General features: G+C 74.5%; 16 protein-coding genes. 10 read left to right on the plus strand and 6 right to left on the minus strand.

The genetic code is table 11. The features are described from left to right. Window positions 1-36 precede the first annotated feature (36 nt). The 7 genes from AB0E62_RS04415 to AB0E62_RS04445 all read left to right on the plus strand — a co-directional run bounded on the left by AB0E62_RS04415 (window position 37) and on the right by AB0E62_RS04445 (window position 7,610). Window positions 37-759 (plus strand): LysM peptidoglycan-binding domain-containing protein, encoded by a 723-nt coding sequence (locus tag AB0E62_RS04415; RefSeq protein ID WP_362187836.1) that lies wholly within the window; start codon window positions 37-39, stop codon window positions 757-759. Then, the gene (locus AB0E62_RS04420) at window positions 756-2,579 is read left to right on the plus strand and encodes a VgrG-related protein (protein WP_362187839.1); all 1,824 of its coding nucleotides are present in this window, start codon (window positions 756-758) and stop codon (window positions 2,577-2,579) included. The genes AB0E62_RS04415 and AB0E62_RS04420 overlap by 4 nt, the downstream gene beginning before the upstream one ends. Before the next feature lie 44 nt (window positions 2,580-2,623). Then, window positions 2,624-2,932, plus strand: a complete 309-nt coding sequence (locus AB0E62_RS04425; RefSeq protein ID WP_362187842.1) for a PAAR domain-containing protein — start codon at window positions 2,624-2,626, stop codon at window positions 2,930-2,932. Beyond that, window positions 2,932-3,354, plus strand: coding sequence for a GPW/gp25 family protein (locus AB0E62_RS04430; protein WP_362187845.1), 423 nt, complete (start codon window positions 2,932-2,934; stop codon window positions 3,352-3,354). Before AB0E62_RS04425 ends, AB0E62_RS04430 begins: the two co-directional genes overlap by 1 nt. Continuing rightward, a complete protein-coding gene (locus AB0E62_RS04435; protein ID WP_362187847.1) occupies window positions 3,354-5,315 on the plus strand; it encodes a putative baseplate assembly protein in 1,962 nt (653 codons plus the stop codon). The genes AB0E62_RS04430 and AB0E62_RS04435 overlap by 1 nt, the downstream gene beginning before the upstream one ends. Continuing rightward, entirely contained in the window at window positions 5,312-5,896 is a 585-nt protein-coding gene (locus AB0E62_RS04440; RefSeq protein ID WP_362187850.1) for a phage tail protein, read from the plus strand. The genes AB0E62_RS04435 and AB0E62_RS04440 overlap by 4 nt, the downstream gene beginning before the upstream one ends. Before the next feature lie 967 nt (window positions 5,897-6,863). Next, the gene (locus tag AB0E62_RS04445) at window positions 6,864-7,610 is read left to right on the plus strand and encodes a zinc ribbon domain-containing protein (protein ID WP_362187852.1); all 747 of its coding nucleotides are present in this window, start codon (window positions 6,864-6,866) and stop codon (window positions 7,608-7,610) included. 594 nt (window positions 7,611-8,204) lie between these two features. Here AB0E62_RS04445 and AB0E62_RS04450 read toward each other — a convergent pair. After that, the gene (locus AB0E62_RS04450) at window positions 8,205-9,614 is read right to left on the minus strand and encodes an MFS transporter (RefSeq protein ID WP_362187855.1); all 1,410 of its coding nucleotides are present in this window, start codon (window positions 9,612-9,614) and stop codon (window positions 8,205-8,207) included. Between the two features lie 168 nt (window positions 9,615-9,782). Between AB0E62_RS04450 and AB0E62_RS04455 the strand changes: the two genes are divergently transcribed. Continuing rightward, window positions 9,783-10,658 (plus strand): LysR family transcriptional regulator, encoded by an 876-nt coding sequence (locus AB0E62_RS04455; protein WP_362187856.1) that lies wholly within the window; start codon window positions 9,783-9,785, stop codon window positions 10,656-10,658. A gap of 566 nt (window positions 10,659-11,224) precedes the next feature. On the opposite strand, the gene AB0E62_RS04460 is transcribed toward AB0E62_RS04455, so the two are convergent. Beyond that, window positions 11,225-11,569: a MerR family transcriptional regulator gene (locus AB0E62_RS04460; RefSeq protein ID WP_362187859.1), complete on the minus strand. Its 345-nt coding sequence runs from the start codon at window positions 11,567-11,569 to the stop codon at window positions 11,225-11,227. 304 nt (window positions 11,570-11,873) lie between these two features. On the opposite strand from AB0E62_RS04460, the gene AB0E62_RS04465 reads away from it, so the two are divergent. Further along, window positions 11,874-12,248, plus strand: coding sequence for a hypothetical protein (locus AB0E62_RS04465; RefSeq protein WP_362187862.1), 375 nt, complete (start codon window positions 11,874-11,876; stop codon window positions 12,246-12,248). Window positions 12,249-12,305: 57 nt separating this feature from the next. Here AB0E62_RS04465 and AB0E62_RS04470 read toward each other — a convergent pair whose 3' ends face one another. The 3 genes from AB0E62_RS04470 to AB0E62_RS04480 all read right to left on the minus strand — a co-directional run bounded on the left by AB0E62_RS04470 (window position 12,306) and on the right by AB0E62_RS04480 (window position 14,528). Next, window positions 12,306-12,557: a CBS domain-containing protein gene (locus AB0E62_RS04470; protein ID WP_362188107.1), complete on the minus strand. Its 252-nt coding sequence runs from the start codon at window positions 12,555-12,557 to the stop codon at window positions 12,306-12,308. Window positions 12,558-12,714: 157 nt separating this feature from the next. Beyond that, entirely contained in the window at window positions 12,715-14,142 is a 1,428-nt protein-coding gene (locus tag AB0E62_RS04475; protein ID WP_362187865.1) for a DEAD/DEAH box helicase, read from the minus strand. A gap of 182 nt (window positions 14,143-14,324) precedes the next feature. Further along, a complete protein-coding gene (locus tag AB0E62_RS04480; protein ID WP_073941483.1) occupies window positions 14,325-14,528 on the minus strand; it encodes a cold-shock protein in 204 nt (67 codons plus the stop codon). A 532-nt stretch (window positions 14,529-15,060) separates the two neighbouring features. Here AB0E62_RS04480 and AB0E62_RS04485 point away from each other — a divergent pair. Further along, entirely contained in the window at window positions 15,061-15,477 is a 417-nt protein-coding gene (locus AB0E62_RS04485) for an ATP-binding protein (protein WP_362188110.1), read from the plus strand. 387 nt (window positions 15,478-15,864) lie between these two features. On the opposite strand, the gene AB0E62_RS04490 is transcribed toward AB0E62_RS04485, so the two are convergent. Further along, on the minus strand, window positions 15,865-16,299 hold the full coding sequence (locus tag AB0E62_RS04490) for a MarR family transcriptional regulator (RefSeq protein ID WP_362188113.1): 435 nt from the start codon (window positions 16,297-16,299) through the stop codon (window positions 15,865-15,867). Between the last annotated feature and the right edge of the window lie 4 nt (window positions 16,300-16,303).

Raw genomic sequence — 16,303 nt, forward strand, 5'->3', positions numbered from 1 at the left:
GCTCCCGCCCGTGCCCGTAGGAAAGGAAGTCCCGGCATGTCCCCAGCGGTCCGTTCCAGCCGGGCCAGGGCCCAGCTGACCCTGATGGAGCCCCCCGCCTCGGTCGGCGCGAAGCCCGGCGGCACGATCGCGCGGCTCAACCTCCAGTTCAACCCCTCCACCCTGGAGCTGCGCAAGACCACCGAGTGGCGGCGCACCCCGTCCCGGATGGCGGGGCAGTCGGCGCTGCCCGAGTTCGTCGGCAGCGGCCCGCGCGAGCTGAGCCTGGAGGTGTTCCTGGACGCCACCGCCACCCACGACAACTCGGTGGAGCAGGCGGTGGAGAAGCTGATGAAGGGGTGTGTGCCGACCCCGGCCAGCCTGGGCCGGAAGAAGCCGGCCAGCCCCTGGGTGCGGTTCGAGTGGGGCACCGCGCGGACCACCTCGTTCGACGGGGTGCTCTCCAGCCTCTCGGTGTCGTACACCCTCTTCGACGTCGACGGCAGGCCGCTCAGGGCCACCTGCGCGCTGTCGATCGAGGAGGCGAGCGTCGACCCGGCGGGCCAGAACCCGACGTCCGGCGCGCGTACCGCCCGCAGCACGCACACCGTGGTGGCGGGCGACAGCCTGGCGATGCTGGCCTGGCGGGAGTACGGCGACGCGACGGCCTGGCGGGTGATCGCGGAGGCGAACGGAATCGACGACCCGATGGCGCTCGTGCCCGGCACCGAACTGGTGGTGCCGGGGCTGCGGGACGCCGGCGGTGAGGAGGAGCGGTGACCACACCGGAGGCGCGGGGCGGCCGGTCGTTCGCGGCGGACCCCGTCATCGAGACGCCCGGCGAGCTGCCGCCGGTCTGGGCCGCCCAGCTGGTGAGCTGCGTGGTGGACGAGAACGTGGGGCTGCCGGACGCGGCCCAGCTCACCTTCCGCGACCCCGACCACGAGTTCCTGCGGGCGGCCGGCATCACCATCGGCACCCCCCTGCGGGTGTCGGTGGTGACCGTGAACGGGCAGGCCCGCGAGCGGCTGTTCAACGGCGAGGTCACCGCCCTGGAGGTGGACCGGGACCGTACCGGCTCGTTCACCGTGGTGCGCGCCTACTCCAAGGCGCACCGGCTCCAGCGCGGCCGGAAAGTGGTGGCGTACCGGAACATGACGGCGGCGGCGATCGTCCGCAAGGTGGCCGCCGGGGCCGGGCTGGCCTGCGGGAAGGTGGAGGCCGCGCCGGTCACCTACCAGCAGCTGTCGCAGGCGAACGTGTCCGACTGGGACTTCCTGCAGTACCTGGCGGCCGAGAGCGGCGCGCAGGTCCGCGTGGACGACCAGGGCGTGCTCCAGTTCACCAAGCCGAAGAAGGCATCCGGGGCGCCCGCGCCGTCCACCCCGGCCACCCGGGACCCGATGGTGCTGGAGTACGGGCGCAACCTGCTGGCGCTGCGCGCCTCGCTGTCGGCGGCGGACGGTGCCTCGCAGGTGGAGGTGCGCGGCTGGGACGTCACCACGAAGCGCCCGCTGGTGGCCCGGCAGCCGTCGGTGGACAGCGACACGGCGGTGCCGGGACTGAGCCCGGCGTTCGCCGCCCGGTTCGGCACGTCGTCCAAGCTGACCGTCACCGACACCCCGTACCGCACCCAGGCCGAGACGACGGCCGTCGCCGACGCCGTCGCCGGTCAGGTGAGCGCCGGATTCGCGGACCTGGAGGCCCTGGTCGAGGGCAACCCGCGGCTGCGGGCGGGCAAGCCGGTCGCGCTCGGCAACGTCGGGCCCGCGTTCTCCGGCAAGTACACGGCGACGGCCGTGCAGCACGTGCTGGAGCCGCACGGCGGGTACCGGACCACGGTGTGGGTGAGCGCCAGCCCGGACCGCTCCCTGACCGGGCTGGTGACCGGCGCCAACGCGCCGAGCCGCGGCCCGCGCATGCCGGGGCTGGCCATCGGCGTGGTCACGGACGTGCGCGAGCCGGGCGGCGCCGAGAGCGGCGCGGTGAAGCTGCGGTTCCCCTGGCTGGACGACACGTACACCACGGACTGGGTGCGCACCGTGCAGTGGGGCGGCAAGGGCGGCGGCGGCGTGGTGAGCCCCGAGGTCAACGACGAGGTCCTGGTCGGCTTCGAACAGGGCCTGCTGGACAGCCCGTACGTCATCGGCGGGCTGTACAACGGCGTGGACAAGCCCTCCCCGCACGATGTCCCGCTGATCGACGGCACCACCGGCAGGGTCAACCGGCGCTCCCTCGTCTCCCGTTCCGGGCACCGGGTGGAGCTGCTGGACGCCCGGGCCCCCGGCCCGTCCGGGGTGCGCCTGCGGACGGCCGACGAGCGCCTCGAAGTCTTCCTGGACGACCGGCGCGACCGGATCGAGCTGACGGTGTACGCCAGGGGCCGGCAGCCCCTCACCTCCGTCGTGCTCGACGGCAAGGGCATCACCCTGGACGCGGGCCGGGGCGACGTGAGCGTGTCGGGCCGCAACGTGGACATCCAGGGCCGGGTCGGGGTGAAGGTCGGCGGCCGGTCGGTGAGCGTCACCGGCAGCTCGGACGTCACCGTCGACGGCGGCCTGCTCGGCGTCCTGAAGGCCAAGCTCATCCGCATCAACTGACCCGTGTCCACCAGCAGTCACCCGAACCCTCCGAGGAGCAACGCATGCCGGCCGCAGCCCGTACCGGTGACCCCACCAGTCACGGCGGGGTGATCGCCACCCCGCCGCCCGGCGCCGCCGCGGCCGTGGCCCGCGTGCTGATCGGCGGCCGGCCCGCCGCCGTCGTCGGCAGCGTGCACACCTGCGTGATGCCGCCGCACGCGGTCATGGGCCCGGCCAACGTGATCATGCCCAACCCGCTCGCGGCCACCGTCCTGATCGGCGGGCTGCCGGCCGCGCGGGCGCGCGACAAGACCTCGTGCGGCGCCACCGTCCTGACCGGCGCCCCCAACGTCCTGATCGGGGGCCTGTGATGAGCGAGCGGTTCATCGGCCGCGGCTGGGCGTTCCCGCTGCGGGTCGGACCGACCGGCGGCATCGCCCTGGTCGAACGCGAGCGGGAGATCGAGGAGGCGATCCGCCTGGTGCTCGGCACCGCGCCCGGCGAGCGCCCCATGCGCCCCGAGTTCGGCTGCGGCATCCACGACTACGTCTTCGCCCCCGGCGACGGCGCCACCGCGGGCCGTATCGCGCAGCAGGTGCGCGAGGCCCTGGAACGCTGGGAGCCGCGCATCGCGGTGGACGACGTGGTCGTGGCCTTCGACGCCGTCGAGGACGGCACCCTCTACATCGACGTGCACTACACCGTGCGCTCCACCAACGACCGGCGCAACCTGGTCTTTCCCTTCTACACGATCCCCTCCGAGGAGGGGGCCGAGGACGGGGGCGCGCCCTGATGGCACTGCCTTCCCCGAACCTGGACGACCGGCGGTTCCAGCAACTCGTCGACGAGGCCAAGCGGTACGTGCAGCAGCGCGCCCCGGAGTGGACCGACCACAACGTGTCCGACCCGGGCGTCACGCTCATCGAGACGTTCGCCTACCTCGTGGACCAGCTGCTGTACCGGCTGAACCGGGTCCCGGACAAGAACTACACCGCCTTCCTAGACCTGCTCGGCATCCGCCTGTTCCCGCCGGCCGCCGCCGTGGCCGACGTCGACTTCTGGCTGTCGGCCCCGCAGCCCGACACGGTCGCGCTGCCCGCCGGCACCGAGGTGACCACCGCGCGCGGCGAGAGCGACGAGTCCGTGGTCTTCACCACCACCGACCACCTGGACATCCTGCCCAGCGAGCTGACGCGCCTGGTGACCGCGCACCGCACCGGCGAGCAGACCGACCGCACCGGGACCCTCTCCGAGGGCCGGGACATCCCCTGCTTCCAGGCCGCGCCCGAGCCGGGCGACGCCCTGCTGTTCGGCCTGCCGACGGCCGTGCCCCGGTGCATCGTCGCCGTACGCCTGGACAGCCGGGTGGAGGGCGTCGGCGTGGACCCGCGCCAGCCCCCGCTGGTGTGGGAGGCGTGGGACGGCGGCGGCTGGCGGGTGTGCGAGACCGGCGCGGACACCACCGGCGGGCTGAACCGGCCCGGCGAGGTCATCGTGTACGTCCCGGCCGGGCACACCGCCTCGGTGATCGGCGGCACCCGGGCCGGCTGGCTGCGCTGCCGGGTCACCGAGCCGGAGCCGGGCCAGCCGTTCTACTCGGAGTCCCCGACGGTGCGCGAGGCGGCGGTGTTCACCGTGGGCGGCACCATGACCGTGGAGCACGCCGAGACCGTCACCGACGTACCGCTCGGCACCTCCGAGGGGGTGCCCGGGCAGACGTTCCGGCTCGGCCGCCCGCCGGTGCTCCTCGACCGCGAGCCGCCCGTGGTGGAGGTGTCCACGGCCGACGGCTGGCAACGCTGGGAGGTGGTCGAGCACTTCGGCCGCTCCGGCCCCGCCGACCGGCACGTCCGGGTCGACGCCACCACCGGCGAGTTCGGCTTCCCGCCGGCGCTGCGCGAGCCGGACGGCACGCTGCGCCAGTGCGGTGCCGTGCCGCCCAAGGGCGCGCAGATCCGGGTGGCCCGCTACCGCACCGGCGGCGGCCCGGCCGGCAACGTCGCCCGCGGTGCCATCTCCGTGCTGCGCAGCTCCGTGCCGTACGTCGCCCGGATCACCAACCGGGAGGCGGCGCGCGGCGGGGTCGCCGGGGAGAGCGTCGAGAACGCCAAGCTGCGCGCCCCGCAGGCCCTGCGCATGCAGGAGCGCGCGGTGACCGCCGAGGACTACGAGATCATCAGCCGCCAGGCCGCGCCCTCGGTGCGCCGGGTGCGCTGTCTGTCCGCCGCTCAGGGCGCGGGCGCGGTACGGGTCCTGGTGGTGCCGGACGCGGTGGCCGACGAGGGCGACGACCGGCTCCGCTTCGAGCAGCTCATCCCCTCCGACCAGGTGCTCCGGGCGATCACCGCGGCGCTGGACGAGCGGCGCCTGATCGGCACCCGCCTGGTGGTCGAGCCGCCGGTCTACCAGGGCGTCACCGTGGTGACCCGGCTCGCCGCGGCCCCGGGCGACACCGACCGGGTGCGCGACGCGGCCCTGGACGCGCTGTACCGGCACCTCAACCCGCTGCACGGCGGCCTCGACGGCACCGGCTGGCCGTTCGGCCGTCCGGTGCAGTACGGCGAGCTGTTCGGCGTGCTGCAACGCGCCACCGGCAACGCCCTGGTGGAGGAGATCCGCCTCTTCCCCGCCGACCCGATCACCGGCCGCCGCGGCGCCCCGACGGACCGCATCGACCTGGACCAGGGCGCGCTGGTCTTCTCCTACCAGCACCAGGTCGTCGTCACGGCCGTGGACCCGGAGGGACGGCTGTGAGCCGCGCCGCCGTCCCCGGCCTGCCCAGCCGGTACCCGATCGGCGAACAGCTGCCGGCCCTGTACGCCGACGACGACTTCGCCCAGCGGTTCACCGCCGGCCTGGACACCGTCCTCGCCCCGGTCTTCCTGACCCTGGACACCCTCCCCGCCTACCTCGACCCCCGGGTGGCCCCGGCCGACTTCCTGACCTGGCTGGCGTCCTGGGTGGGCGCCACCGACGACCCCCAGTGGCCCGAGGAACAGCGCCGCGAGGCCGTCACCCGCGCCGTGGAACTGCACCGCCGGCGCGGCACCGCCCGGGGCCTGACGGAGGCGCTGCGACTCGCCCTGGGCGTGCGCGCGGAGGTGACCGGGGCGGGCGGGGCGACCTGGTCCGCGACCCCGGGCACGGACCTTCCGCCGGAGTCGCCCGAGGGGCCCCTGGTGCGGGTGTGGCCGGGGGAGGGGACCGCCGACGGCGCCGGCGGGCCGGGGGTGGACCCGGCCCGGGTCCGCGAGATCGTCCGGGTCATGTGCCCGGTGCACACCGACTGCCGGGTGGAGATCCTGCCCGGCCCGCCCACCGACGAAGGGAGGTGACGCCGTGCGCGCGTGTCCCTCGTGCGGGGCGTCGAACGGCCCCACGGACGACTTCTGCGGCAACTGCGGCACGTATCTGGGCTGGTCGGACACGGGCCCGGCGACGAGCACGCCCGCGCGGCCGACCTCCCCGGACCCGGACCCGGCCGCCGACCCCGCACCTGACCCCGCTCCCGCGCCGGACCCCGCTCCCGCGCCGGACCCCGCTCCCGTGGACGAGCCGCCGCGGACCGCGCCGCCGGCCCGCGGCTCGTCGCTGCGCTCCCGGCTGACGGGCCGGGCGCGCGGCGGGACGGAGGAGGAACAGCCGGGGGCCGGGAGCCCCCGCCCCGGGAGCGAGCCCCCCGCCGCCGCCTCCGGCCGGACCGAGCCCGCGAGCCCGCCTTCGGAAGAAGCCGACGCCAACAGCCTTACGAGTCTGCCCAGTTCGGGGGGAGCGGTAGCGGAACCGGCTGCCGACGCGCGCCGGTCGACTGCCCCGCCTGCCGATTCCCCGGCGCGCGACGGGGGTGCGGATCCCGCGGCTTCCGGGACCGAGTCCGACGGCTCCCGGGCGGACGCCCGAGGTGCGTCGGCCGCGTCTACCGGTTCCCGGGACGGCACCGCGGGTCCGTCCGCCGCACCGGCCGAGTCCCCTTCAGCGGCGCGCGGTTCGGCCGGAGCGCCCGCCGACTCCCGTTCCGGCAGCCGGCGTTCGCCGGCCACCCCCGCCGGACCCCCGCCCGCGCCCCGCCGTTCGGCAGCCGCACGCACCGAACCCCCCGCCCCCACCACCCCCACCAGCCCCGCCACTGCGGCCACGCCCCCGGACCGGCCCCGGCGCCCGGAGCCCCCGGCGGCGGCACAGCCCCCCGTCGGGCCCCGTGTCCCGTCGGCCCAGGACACGCCGGGGCCGCGCTCTCCGGCCGCGCCGAGCCCACAGGGGCCGGCGCCGGACGCCGTGGTCCCCGTGCGCCCGGCGAAGCCGGTGGCACCGCGTCCCGTCGTACGGCCCGTGGAGGCGCCGGACGAGGTGGCGGGGACGCCCTGTCCGTCCTGCGGCACACCCAACGCGTCCGGCCGCCGCTTCTGCCGGCGCTGCGCGGCCGAGCTGCGTCCGGCGGCGAAGCCGGCCCCGCTGCCGTGGTGGCGGACGGTGTGGCCGCTGCGCCGCCGGGTGCGGGCGAACTCGGGCCGCGGGGTGCGGTTCCTCGTGATCCTGGCGGTGCTGGTGGCGCTGTGCGCGGCCGGCCTGTTCCTGCTGCCGGCCGGCCGCGCCCTGTTCGAGGACACCCGGGACAAGCTGGGCAAGCCCAAGCCCGTCACCCCGGTGGGCGTCGAGGCGAGCGCCGAGCTGCCCGGGCACCCGGCGAAGAACACCACGGACGGAGTCAGCAACCACTACTGGGGCGTGCCCGCGCCGGGCGCGTCGGTGACGTACACCTTCCGCGAGCCGTTCCGGCTGGTCGACGTGATCATCACCAACGGCGCGTCCAAGTCTCCGGAGGCCTACGCCGACGAGGCCCGCGCGCTCGGGGTGGACATGGAGATCACCACACGGGACGGCGAGCGGCACCGCAAGCAGGTCACCCTCGCCGACAAGCCGGGTCCGCAGACGATCCCCACCGGGTTCAGCGACGTCACCTCGGTACGCCTGGTCCTGAATTCTCCGGCGGGCCTGACCCGGGGCCGCCACCTGGCCCTGGCGGAGGTGGAGTTCTTCGCCCGGAGCTGACCCGTCCCCCGTCCGTCCCCCGTCCGTCCGCCGGCCCGGAGCCCGGCAAGGGAGTTGCAAGGAGCCTGCAAGGAAAGTGCCGTCCGGGCCGGGCAGTCCCCTGTCGACCGCTGAACGCGGCGACGAGCGATGGGGGATCGCATGTCCGTCAGCACCACGAAACCAGCACTGATCGAGCAGGGGCACTGGCTGACCGTACGGGACTGCAAAAGGGTATTGGTGGTCGTCCACACCGTGACGTTCGCCCAACGCCTGGAGGAGGTCTTCGGTCTGCTGGAGTCCGACCTGCGCGTCCAGCTGGTCTTCACCGCCGCCCCGCACGCCTTCGGCAGCGGGGTCACGCAGTACCTGCACGAGCTGGGCATCACCACGGTGCCCTGGGAGGAGGCCCTGCGGACCGAGTTCGACCTGGCGCTGGCCGCGGGGTCCCGCGGCGTGCACGAGCTGCGGGCCCCGGTCGTCCGCGTCTCGCACGGGGCCGGGCACATCAAACTGCTGACCGACGTCAGCACGCTCGCCCCGGGGGAGCGCCGGTCGCCGGGGGAGGCCGAGTTTCATGGCCGGGCGCGTCCTGCCCGGGGATTCGCGGTCGGTTCAGTCCGCCGGGCGCCCCCGCAGGCCCGCCCCCGTGATCAGCGCCCCGAGCAGCAGGGTCAGTCCGCCGACGACGAGTGCCCACTTGGTGCCGTCGGCGTCGGTGGGGGAGAGGTCGAGCACCGCGCCGAGGACGGCGACACCGAGCAACGCGCCCGTCTGGCGGGCGGAGTTGAGCGCGCCGGCTCCGATGCCGGCCAGCTCGGGCGGTACGGAGCCCGCCATGCCGGCCACCAGCGCGGGCAGGGCGAAGGAGACGCCGAAGCCGAAGGCGAGCAGACCGGCCACGGTGGCGGTCAGCGCCAGGGCGGAGTCGCCGGTGAACGGGGCCTGGAGCAGCGCGCCGGCGGCCATCAGGACGAACCCGGCGGTGGCGGGGCGGCGCGGGCCGACCCGGCCGACGAGACGGCCGGTGTAGACCGGGTTGACGGCGGTGGGCAGGGTCAGCGGCAGGAAGGCCAGTCCGGCGCCGAAGGAGGAGTAGCCGCGGCTCTCCTGGAAGAACAGCGACAGCACGAACAGCAGGCCGGACAGGCCGAAGTTGGCGAGCAGGCCGGAGACGAGCGCGGCGGTGAAGCCACGGCTGCGGAACATGCGCAGCGGCAGCATCGCCGCGTCCCCGGCCCGCGACTCGGCGCCCAGGAACACCGCGGCGGCCACGGCGGCCAGCGCGAACGCACCGACGACCGCTCCCGTCCCCCAGCCCTTGGCCGGGCCCTCGATCAGCGCGTACGACAGGGCGCCGAGGGCGACGACCGCGGCGGCCTGGCCGGTGCCGTCGAGGCCGCCGCGCTGCTTGACCGGGGTCTGCGGGGCCAGACGCAGTGTGATCACGAAACTGACCAGCGCCAGCGGCACGTTGACGAGGAAGATCGCGCGCCAGCCGACGGTGTCGGTGAGCGCGCCGCCGACCGGTGGACCGGCGGCCAGGGCGAGCCCGGTGAGGGCGGCCCAGTTGCCGACGGCACGGGCGCGGTCGGCGGGGTCGCGGTAGGCGTGGGTGATCACCGCCAGGGAGGCGGGCAGCAGCAGCGCCCCCGCCGCGCCGAGCGCGAGGCGCAGGGCGACCAGGGCGCCGAGGGTGTCGGCGGCGGCACAGACGCCGGAGAGGACGCCGAAGGCCGCCAGCCCCCAGAGGAAGACCCGCCGGCCGCCGAACCGGTCGGACAGCCAGCCGGCCGTCAGCAGCAGGGCGGCGAAGGTGACGGTGTAGCCGTTGGTGACCCACTGCAGACCGCTCAGCCCGGCGTCGAGGCCGCTGGAGATGGCGGGCAGCGCCACCGAGACGATCGTCATGTCCAGCAGGACCATGAAGTAGCCGAGCGCTAGCCCGGCCAGCAGGACCCGCGAGGGCTTGCCGGTCCGGGCCGGTGCGGCGGCGGCCCGCCGCGGTTCCGCCTGCGTCGACATGGAGTTCTCCTTCGTACGGGTACGCGAATGACCGCCGCGACAGCGGGAGTTGGGGGCGGTGCCCACCATTCAAGCGGACCGGGAGGGAGAAACGCGGCTGGTGACGAGGGGAATTGCCGATGGGTAGCATCGGCCCCGCCGATGGAACGACCGAGGGGGAGCCAGGACGTGGAGCTGCGGCATCTTCGGACGTTCGAGGCGGTCGCCCGGACGCTCAGCGTCACCCAGGCGGCCAGGGAACTGCATTACGCGCAGTCCAGCGTCAGCGACCAGATCCAGGCCCTGGAGCGCGAGCTGGGGGTGGAGCTGCTCGACCGTTCCCAGCGGCGGCTGCGGCTGACCCCGCGGGGCGTGACGCTGGCGGAGTACACCGGGCGGATCCTCAAGCTGCTGGAGGAGGCGCGCTGGGCGGTGTCCCGGCCCGGCGCGGAGGTGGCCGTGGGCGCGCTGGAGACGGTGAGCCTGCACCTGCTGCCCGCGGTGCTCGCGCGGCACCGCTCGCTGTACCCGCAGGCGCGCGTGCGGGTCACCCAGGGCAACCGCGGGGAGCTGTACCAGGCCGTGCGCCGCGGTGACCTGGACCTGTGCCTGACCTTCGGCGCCCCGCCGCCGGACGCGGGGCTGCTGGCCGAGACGCTGGCCGAGGAGCCGCTCGTGGTGATCGCCCCGCCGGACCATCCGCTGGCCGGGCGCGGCCGGGCACCGCTGGCCGAGCTGGCCGAGGAGCCGTTCCTGGCGACCGAGCGGGGCTGCGGCTTCCGGGAGATGTACGACGGCGCCTTCTCGGGCCCGGCCGCCAAGGAGCCGGTCGCGGAGGTGTCCAGCATCGGCACCCTCGGCGCGTGCGTGGCCGCGGGGATGGGCTGCGCCCTGCTGCCGTACGTCGCGGTGCGGGACCGGGCGGACCGGCGCGAGGTCGCCGTGATCGAGGTGGAGGACGCCCGGTTGCGGACGACGGTCACGATGACCTGGCTGGACCGCAACTCGGCCAACCCCGGCCTGACCGGCCTCCAGACGGTGCTGCGCGGCCAGCTGGCCGGCTGAGGCGGAAGCCGGGAGGACGCGACGGAGCCGGAAGGACGCGCCGGAGCCGGAAGGACGCGCCGGAGCCGGAAGGACGCGGCGGCCGGCGGCCCGGCGGCGCGGCGGGTCCGCAGCCGCGCCTCGCCGGCGCGGTCACGGGCCCCGCGTCCCGCTGTCCCGCCCGGGGGAGAGGGGTACGGGCCCGCGGTGGGCGCCGGCGTACGGGACGGCGGAGGGGATCCTGCCGCCGCGCACCGCGCGGACGCCGGTGCGACGGGGATCGTGGGTTCTGGCGGGGATCGTGGGTTCTGGCGGTCCCTTCGGCCGCCTCCCTGGTTCCCTCGGTGATCGCGCCGGACCGGGACGCCCGGACTTCCTGCGCCGCTTCGCCGGGGCGTTCCGGATCACGCCGTACGCCTGGTCACCGGCCGGACGGGAGTCGTCCCGTCACCCGCGGCCCGGTACCTTGCCACGTGACTTCGCCCGGCACCGGCCGCACCCCGCGCCGGCTGGAGCAGGAGTACGGCCCGCGGCGCGACTGGCTGCCGGACACGGACGCCGTCCGCTCCGGAGAGCCGTCCGCGCGTTCAGGCGGAGGCGGAACCGCCCGCCGACTCCCCGGCGGCACGGCGGTACTCGGCGTTGATGCGCTGTGCCTCCTCGAGCTGGTCCTCCAGGATGACGATGCGGCACGCGGCCTCGATCGGGGTCCCTCTGTCGACGAGCTCGCGGGCGCGGGCGGCGATCCGCAGTTGGTAGCGGGAGTACCGGCGGTGTCCTCCCTCCGAGCGCAGCGGAGTGATCAGACGAGCCTCGCCGATGGCCCGCAGGAAGGCCGGAGTGGTGCCGAGCATCTCGGCCGCCCGGCCCATCGTGTACGCGGGATAGTCGTCGTCGTCCAGACGATCGTTCAGAGGGTTGTCCGATGTCATGTCACCTCGCTGTGCAACGCGTCGAGGGGCCCTGGCGCCGTACGGCACCAGGGCCCCGCAGGAAATTCAACACCATCCGCCGTCCCGGCCGCTGTCCCGACCTCCTCTTCCCGCTACCCGGCCCGGGCGGTCCCGATGGCGTGCACTGCTCCGTGCTTACCCGCCAGGTGACAAAAGTCTACTGCCGCAAAGGTATATTTCACCCTTTTACCGGACGAGGAAACCTGCTTCGCCGGGTCCCCGGCGGTGGACCGCAGCCCCGCGGGCGGTGCGCGGGCGGCCGGGCCGCATAAGCTCTGCTGTCATGTCGAACCCTGATGAGCTGCTCGTCGCCATCTCCGCCGCGGTGGAGTCCGAGCGAAGCAATCAGATGTCGCTGACCGTGGTCGTCGGCGGTGCCGTCATCACCGGCCGGCTGGCTCCCGAGGCCGTGTGGCGGGAGCGGGTGGCGGAAGTCCTGAAGGACTCGGACCGTCTCGGCCCGTTCGCGAACGTCTTCACCGGCGACCCGCGAGGAACCCGGCCCGGCCGCGGCGAGGCGCCCACGCATCTGCACTTCCATCTCGCCCGCATCCTGCAGGGCAGCCTCGGCATCCCGGAGACGGGAGGCATGTACCGCGTCGCGATCAAGGACGTCAGCGCCTGGACCGTGGGCGACCTCAGTTACACCGACCGATAGCACAGGGCCCCCGCCGACGGGTGTCGGCAGGGGCCCAGGAGCGGGGACCGGGTCGGATCAGCGCGCGAGGACGGGTACGCCCGGAGCCCGGCCGTACCCGCCGGGGTCACCGGCGCGGGCGCCGGCCGGGGCCGGCGACCCGTCGAGGACGTCCCGCAGCCGGATCCGGTCCGTGTCCGCGGAGCCGTCCCGGAGCCCGGCGAGCCGGACCAGGGTGATCACGCCCGTGCTCCGGTCGTCCCCGTCGCACACGGTCAGGTACTCGACCCGGGCCCCCGCCATGACGGCCAGAGCCACCTCGACGGTCATGTCGTCCCACACCCGGGGGCCGTGCCCTTCGGTGTCCCGGTCCCCGTCCACGGGGGCGGGGACCGGCGCGCGGTGCTGCGTCCATGTCGGCGTCAAGAGGTGTCTCCTTCGGTAGGCCTTCGGTGGGGCCGGTCCGGGGCCTGCGCGGCCCCGGGGATCACTGCGCGGCCGGGCCGGTGCCGGGACGGCGCTGAGCCCTGCGGCGCGGCGCCGGGCCGCCGGGCCGGCCCTGGCCGGTGCCGCGGCGGTTCCGGGACGGGGAGGAAGCGCGGCGCGGGCGTTCCACGGCGGGCGCGGTGATGACCACCGGGACGCCGGAGGGCGCCTGGGCGCCGGTGATGCGGCTCAGCTCCGCCTCGCCCGAGCGGACCGGCGTGACGCGCGGAGTGATGCCGGCCGAGGCCATCAGCCGGGTCATGTCGCGGCGCTGGCCGGGGGTCACCAGGGTGACGACGCTGCCGGACTCCCCGGCGCGGGCCGTACGGCCGCCGCGGTGCAGGTAGTCCTTGTGGTCGCTGGGCGGGTCCACGTTGACGACCAGGTCGAGGCTGTCGACGTGGATGCCCCGGGCCGCGACGTTGGTGGCCACCAGGACGGTGACGTGGCCGTCCTTGAACTGCGCCAGGGTGCGGGTGCGCTGCGGCTGGGACCGGCCGCCGTGCAGGGCCGCGGCGCGGACACCGCTGTTCAGCAGGTGCTTGGTCAGCCGGTCCACCGCGTGCTTGGTGTCCAGGAACATGATGACCCGGCCGTCGCGGGCCGCGATCTCGGTGGTCGTGCGGTGCTTGTCCGCCTCGTGCACATGGAGGACGTGGTGCTCCATCGTGGTCACGGCACCGGCCGACGGATCGACGGAGTGCACCACCGGGTCGGTCAGATAGCGGCGGACCAGAAGGTCGACGTTGCGGTCCAGGGTGGCCGAGAACAACAGCCGCTGGCCCCCGGGGCGCACCTGGTCGAGCAGGGCGGTGACCTGGGGCATGAAGCCCATGTCGGTCATCTGGTCGGCCTCGTCGAGCACCGTGATCCCGACGTCGTCGAGCCGGCAGTCGCCCCGGTCGATGAGGTCCTTGAGCCGGCCGGGCGTCGCGACGACCACCTCCGCGCCGGCCCGCAGCGCCCCGGCCTGCCGGCCGATGGACATGCCGCCGACGACGGTGGCGAGCCGCAGGCGCACGGCGCGGGCGTAGGGCGTGAGCGCGTCGGTGACCTGCTGGGCCAGCTCACGGGTGGGGACGAGGACCAGCGCCAGGGGCCGGCGCGGCTCGGCCCGCCGGCCCGCCGTGCGGGCCAGCGCCGCGAGCCCGAAGGCGAGGGTCTTGCCCGATCCGGTCCGGCCGCGGCCCAGGACGTCCCGGCCGGCCAGGGAGTTCGGCAGGGTCGCCGCCTGGATCGGGAACGGTACGGTCACGCCTTCCTTGGCGAGCGTGGCCAGCAGCGGTGCCGGCATGGCGAGATCGGCGAACGTCTCGACGGCGGGCAGCGCGGGCGTGACGGTCTTCGGCAGCGCGAACTCGCCCCGACCGGGCTGTCGCTGCTTTCCGTGACCGGCGGAGCGGGGGCGGGTGCTGCGTGTGCGGTTCATGGGGAACCTTCCTCGATGCGGGCGCGTATCAAGGAATTCCCACGGCAGGACGAGCGGCGCAGAGAATCGCGAGAACGGGCCGGAAACGACAGGGCCGAATCGCCCTGGGAAATAAAGCGAGCCGGGGCCCGCACCCCAAGGTGCGGGCCCCAGCTGCGAAGTACGCGTCAGTTCTGCGCGCGTCAGGCGGGAACGATGTTCTCGGCCGTCAGGCCCTTCTGGCCCTGCGCGATGTCGAACGACACCTTCTGGCCTTCCAGCAGCTCACGGAAGCCCTGGGAAGCGATGTTGGAGTAGTGGGCGAAGACGTCGGCGCCGCCGCCGTCCTGCTCGATGAAGCCGAAGCCCTTTTCCGCGTTGAACCACTTCACGGTGCCAGTAGCCATTGTGTTTCTCCTTCGGAGACGGTGTCGGGAATACACCCTGTGCGTATTCCGTGTCGCCGTGTTGATCAACCGTCGGAAAAACCTTCTGGCAACCACACCTGCAACTGATGACGACACTAGCACGTCGGCGCGGGCCCGGTGCGGTGCTTAATTTCCGCATCACCGGAGCGTGCGGGAATACGCATCACGTGCCGCAGCCATTTCTCATGTCGCCACCACAGATATGGGTGACCGGGGGTGCGGTATTACCGTGGGCCGCTCCGTCCGCACCGCCGTGACCTCCCGCGACGGTCCGTGTCCCGTCGGCCGCCGCCGACGGGACCCGGGACACCGGGGAGCGTCCCGGGGCCGGAGGGGAGACGAAGGACACATGACCGCTTCCGGGGCCGCCCGGCCGTCGCCGTGGGGCGTCACCCGGAGTTTCCCGGGCATAAGCGGTGGTGTGAACTGGGGTGTGAACGCGGCCGTCGCCGGAGCGGCGCTCGTGAAAGAGGACGTGACGGTGCCGGGCGGCCGGGCGCCGCAGGCCGGCATGGCGCTGGACGGCGACGGTTCCGGCATCGGCGCGGCCCGCGATCTGGCGGCCGGCTTCCTCGCCCGCGCGCGGGACGGCTACGGGGTGCCGGTCTCCCGGCGCGCCCTGGACCTGACGCAGCTGGTGGTGAGCGAGCTGGTCACCAACGCGCACAAGTACGCGCCGGGGCCGGTCCTGCTCGATCTGCGGATCGTCGGTGACCTGGTCGAGGTGGCGGTGTGGGACTCCGAACCGGTGCTGCCGGTGGCCAGCGCCGCCGACGTCGGGCGGGTGGGCCAGCACGGACTGGAGATCGTCATGGCTGTCGCTCACACGTTCGAGGTGCGGCGCGAACCGGTCGGCAAGCGCGTCACCGTCCGCATCGCCCTCACGGACGCCCCGGAGGGCTCGCCGGCCGCACTCCGCCCCCGGTAACGGCGCTCGCTCCCCCCTGGTCGCCGGCCGCGGCGCGTCCGATCCGCCGGGTGCCGGCCCGCCGCGCTGCCCGGGTCCCGCGCCCGTGCCCCGGCGTCACCGCCCGGCGGTTTCCCGCGATGGCTCCGGACATGCCTCGTACCCCACCTTCGGAGACATGGCGCACAACCACCGGCAGAACGGGCCGCCACGGGGTATCCGAGTCGGAGAGGACGGGGCCGCACGGCGAACTGTTGCCGTTTGACAACAATAGCCGTGAGGCAACAAAGTAACCGTGTCGGACGTGCACGGGGAAGGACCTGGAATGCTCCGGTGGACGGAGGTCGCTCCGTGTGCCGGCCACCCTCGCCGGGAGGCAACGGTGGCCCCGGTGCCGCGAACGGTGGCTCAGGCGGTCTGGCTGCCGGAGTCCGAGGCGTCGCCGAGTATCTGCGTCGCCGCGGTGGCGCAGAACGCCTCCAGCCCCTCCAGCAGTGCGACGCGCTTGCCGGCGGGCATATCCGCCAGCACCTTCCGCAACTCCCGCTCCCTGCGGGCCCGCAGGTCGGCGAGGAAGGCGCGGCCCCGGCCGCTGAGGTGCAGGCGCACCTCCCGCCGGTCCGCCGGGCTCGTCACCCGCTCGACGAAACCCGCGGCCTGCAGCCGGTCGCACAGCCTGCTGGTGGACGGCGGGGTGGACGCCAGGGTCTCGGCGAGCGTGCGCAGGTTGATGCCGTCGTGGTGCTCGAGGATGTGCAGCACGCGCAGTTGGGACGCGGAGGTGGGCGCAGTCGAGGCGCGACCCCACACGACTTCCAGCAGCTCGACGGCCGTGGTGGTCACGCGC

It is taken from the genome of Streptomyces sp. NPDC038707, from assembly GCF_040636485.1.
Lineage (GTDB): Bacteria > Actinomycetota > Actinomycetes > Streptomycetales > Streptomycetaceae > Streptomyces.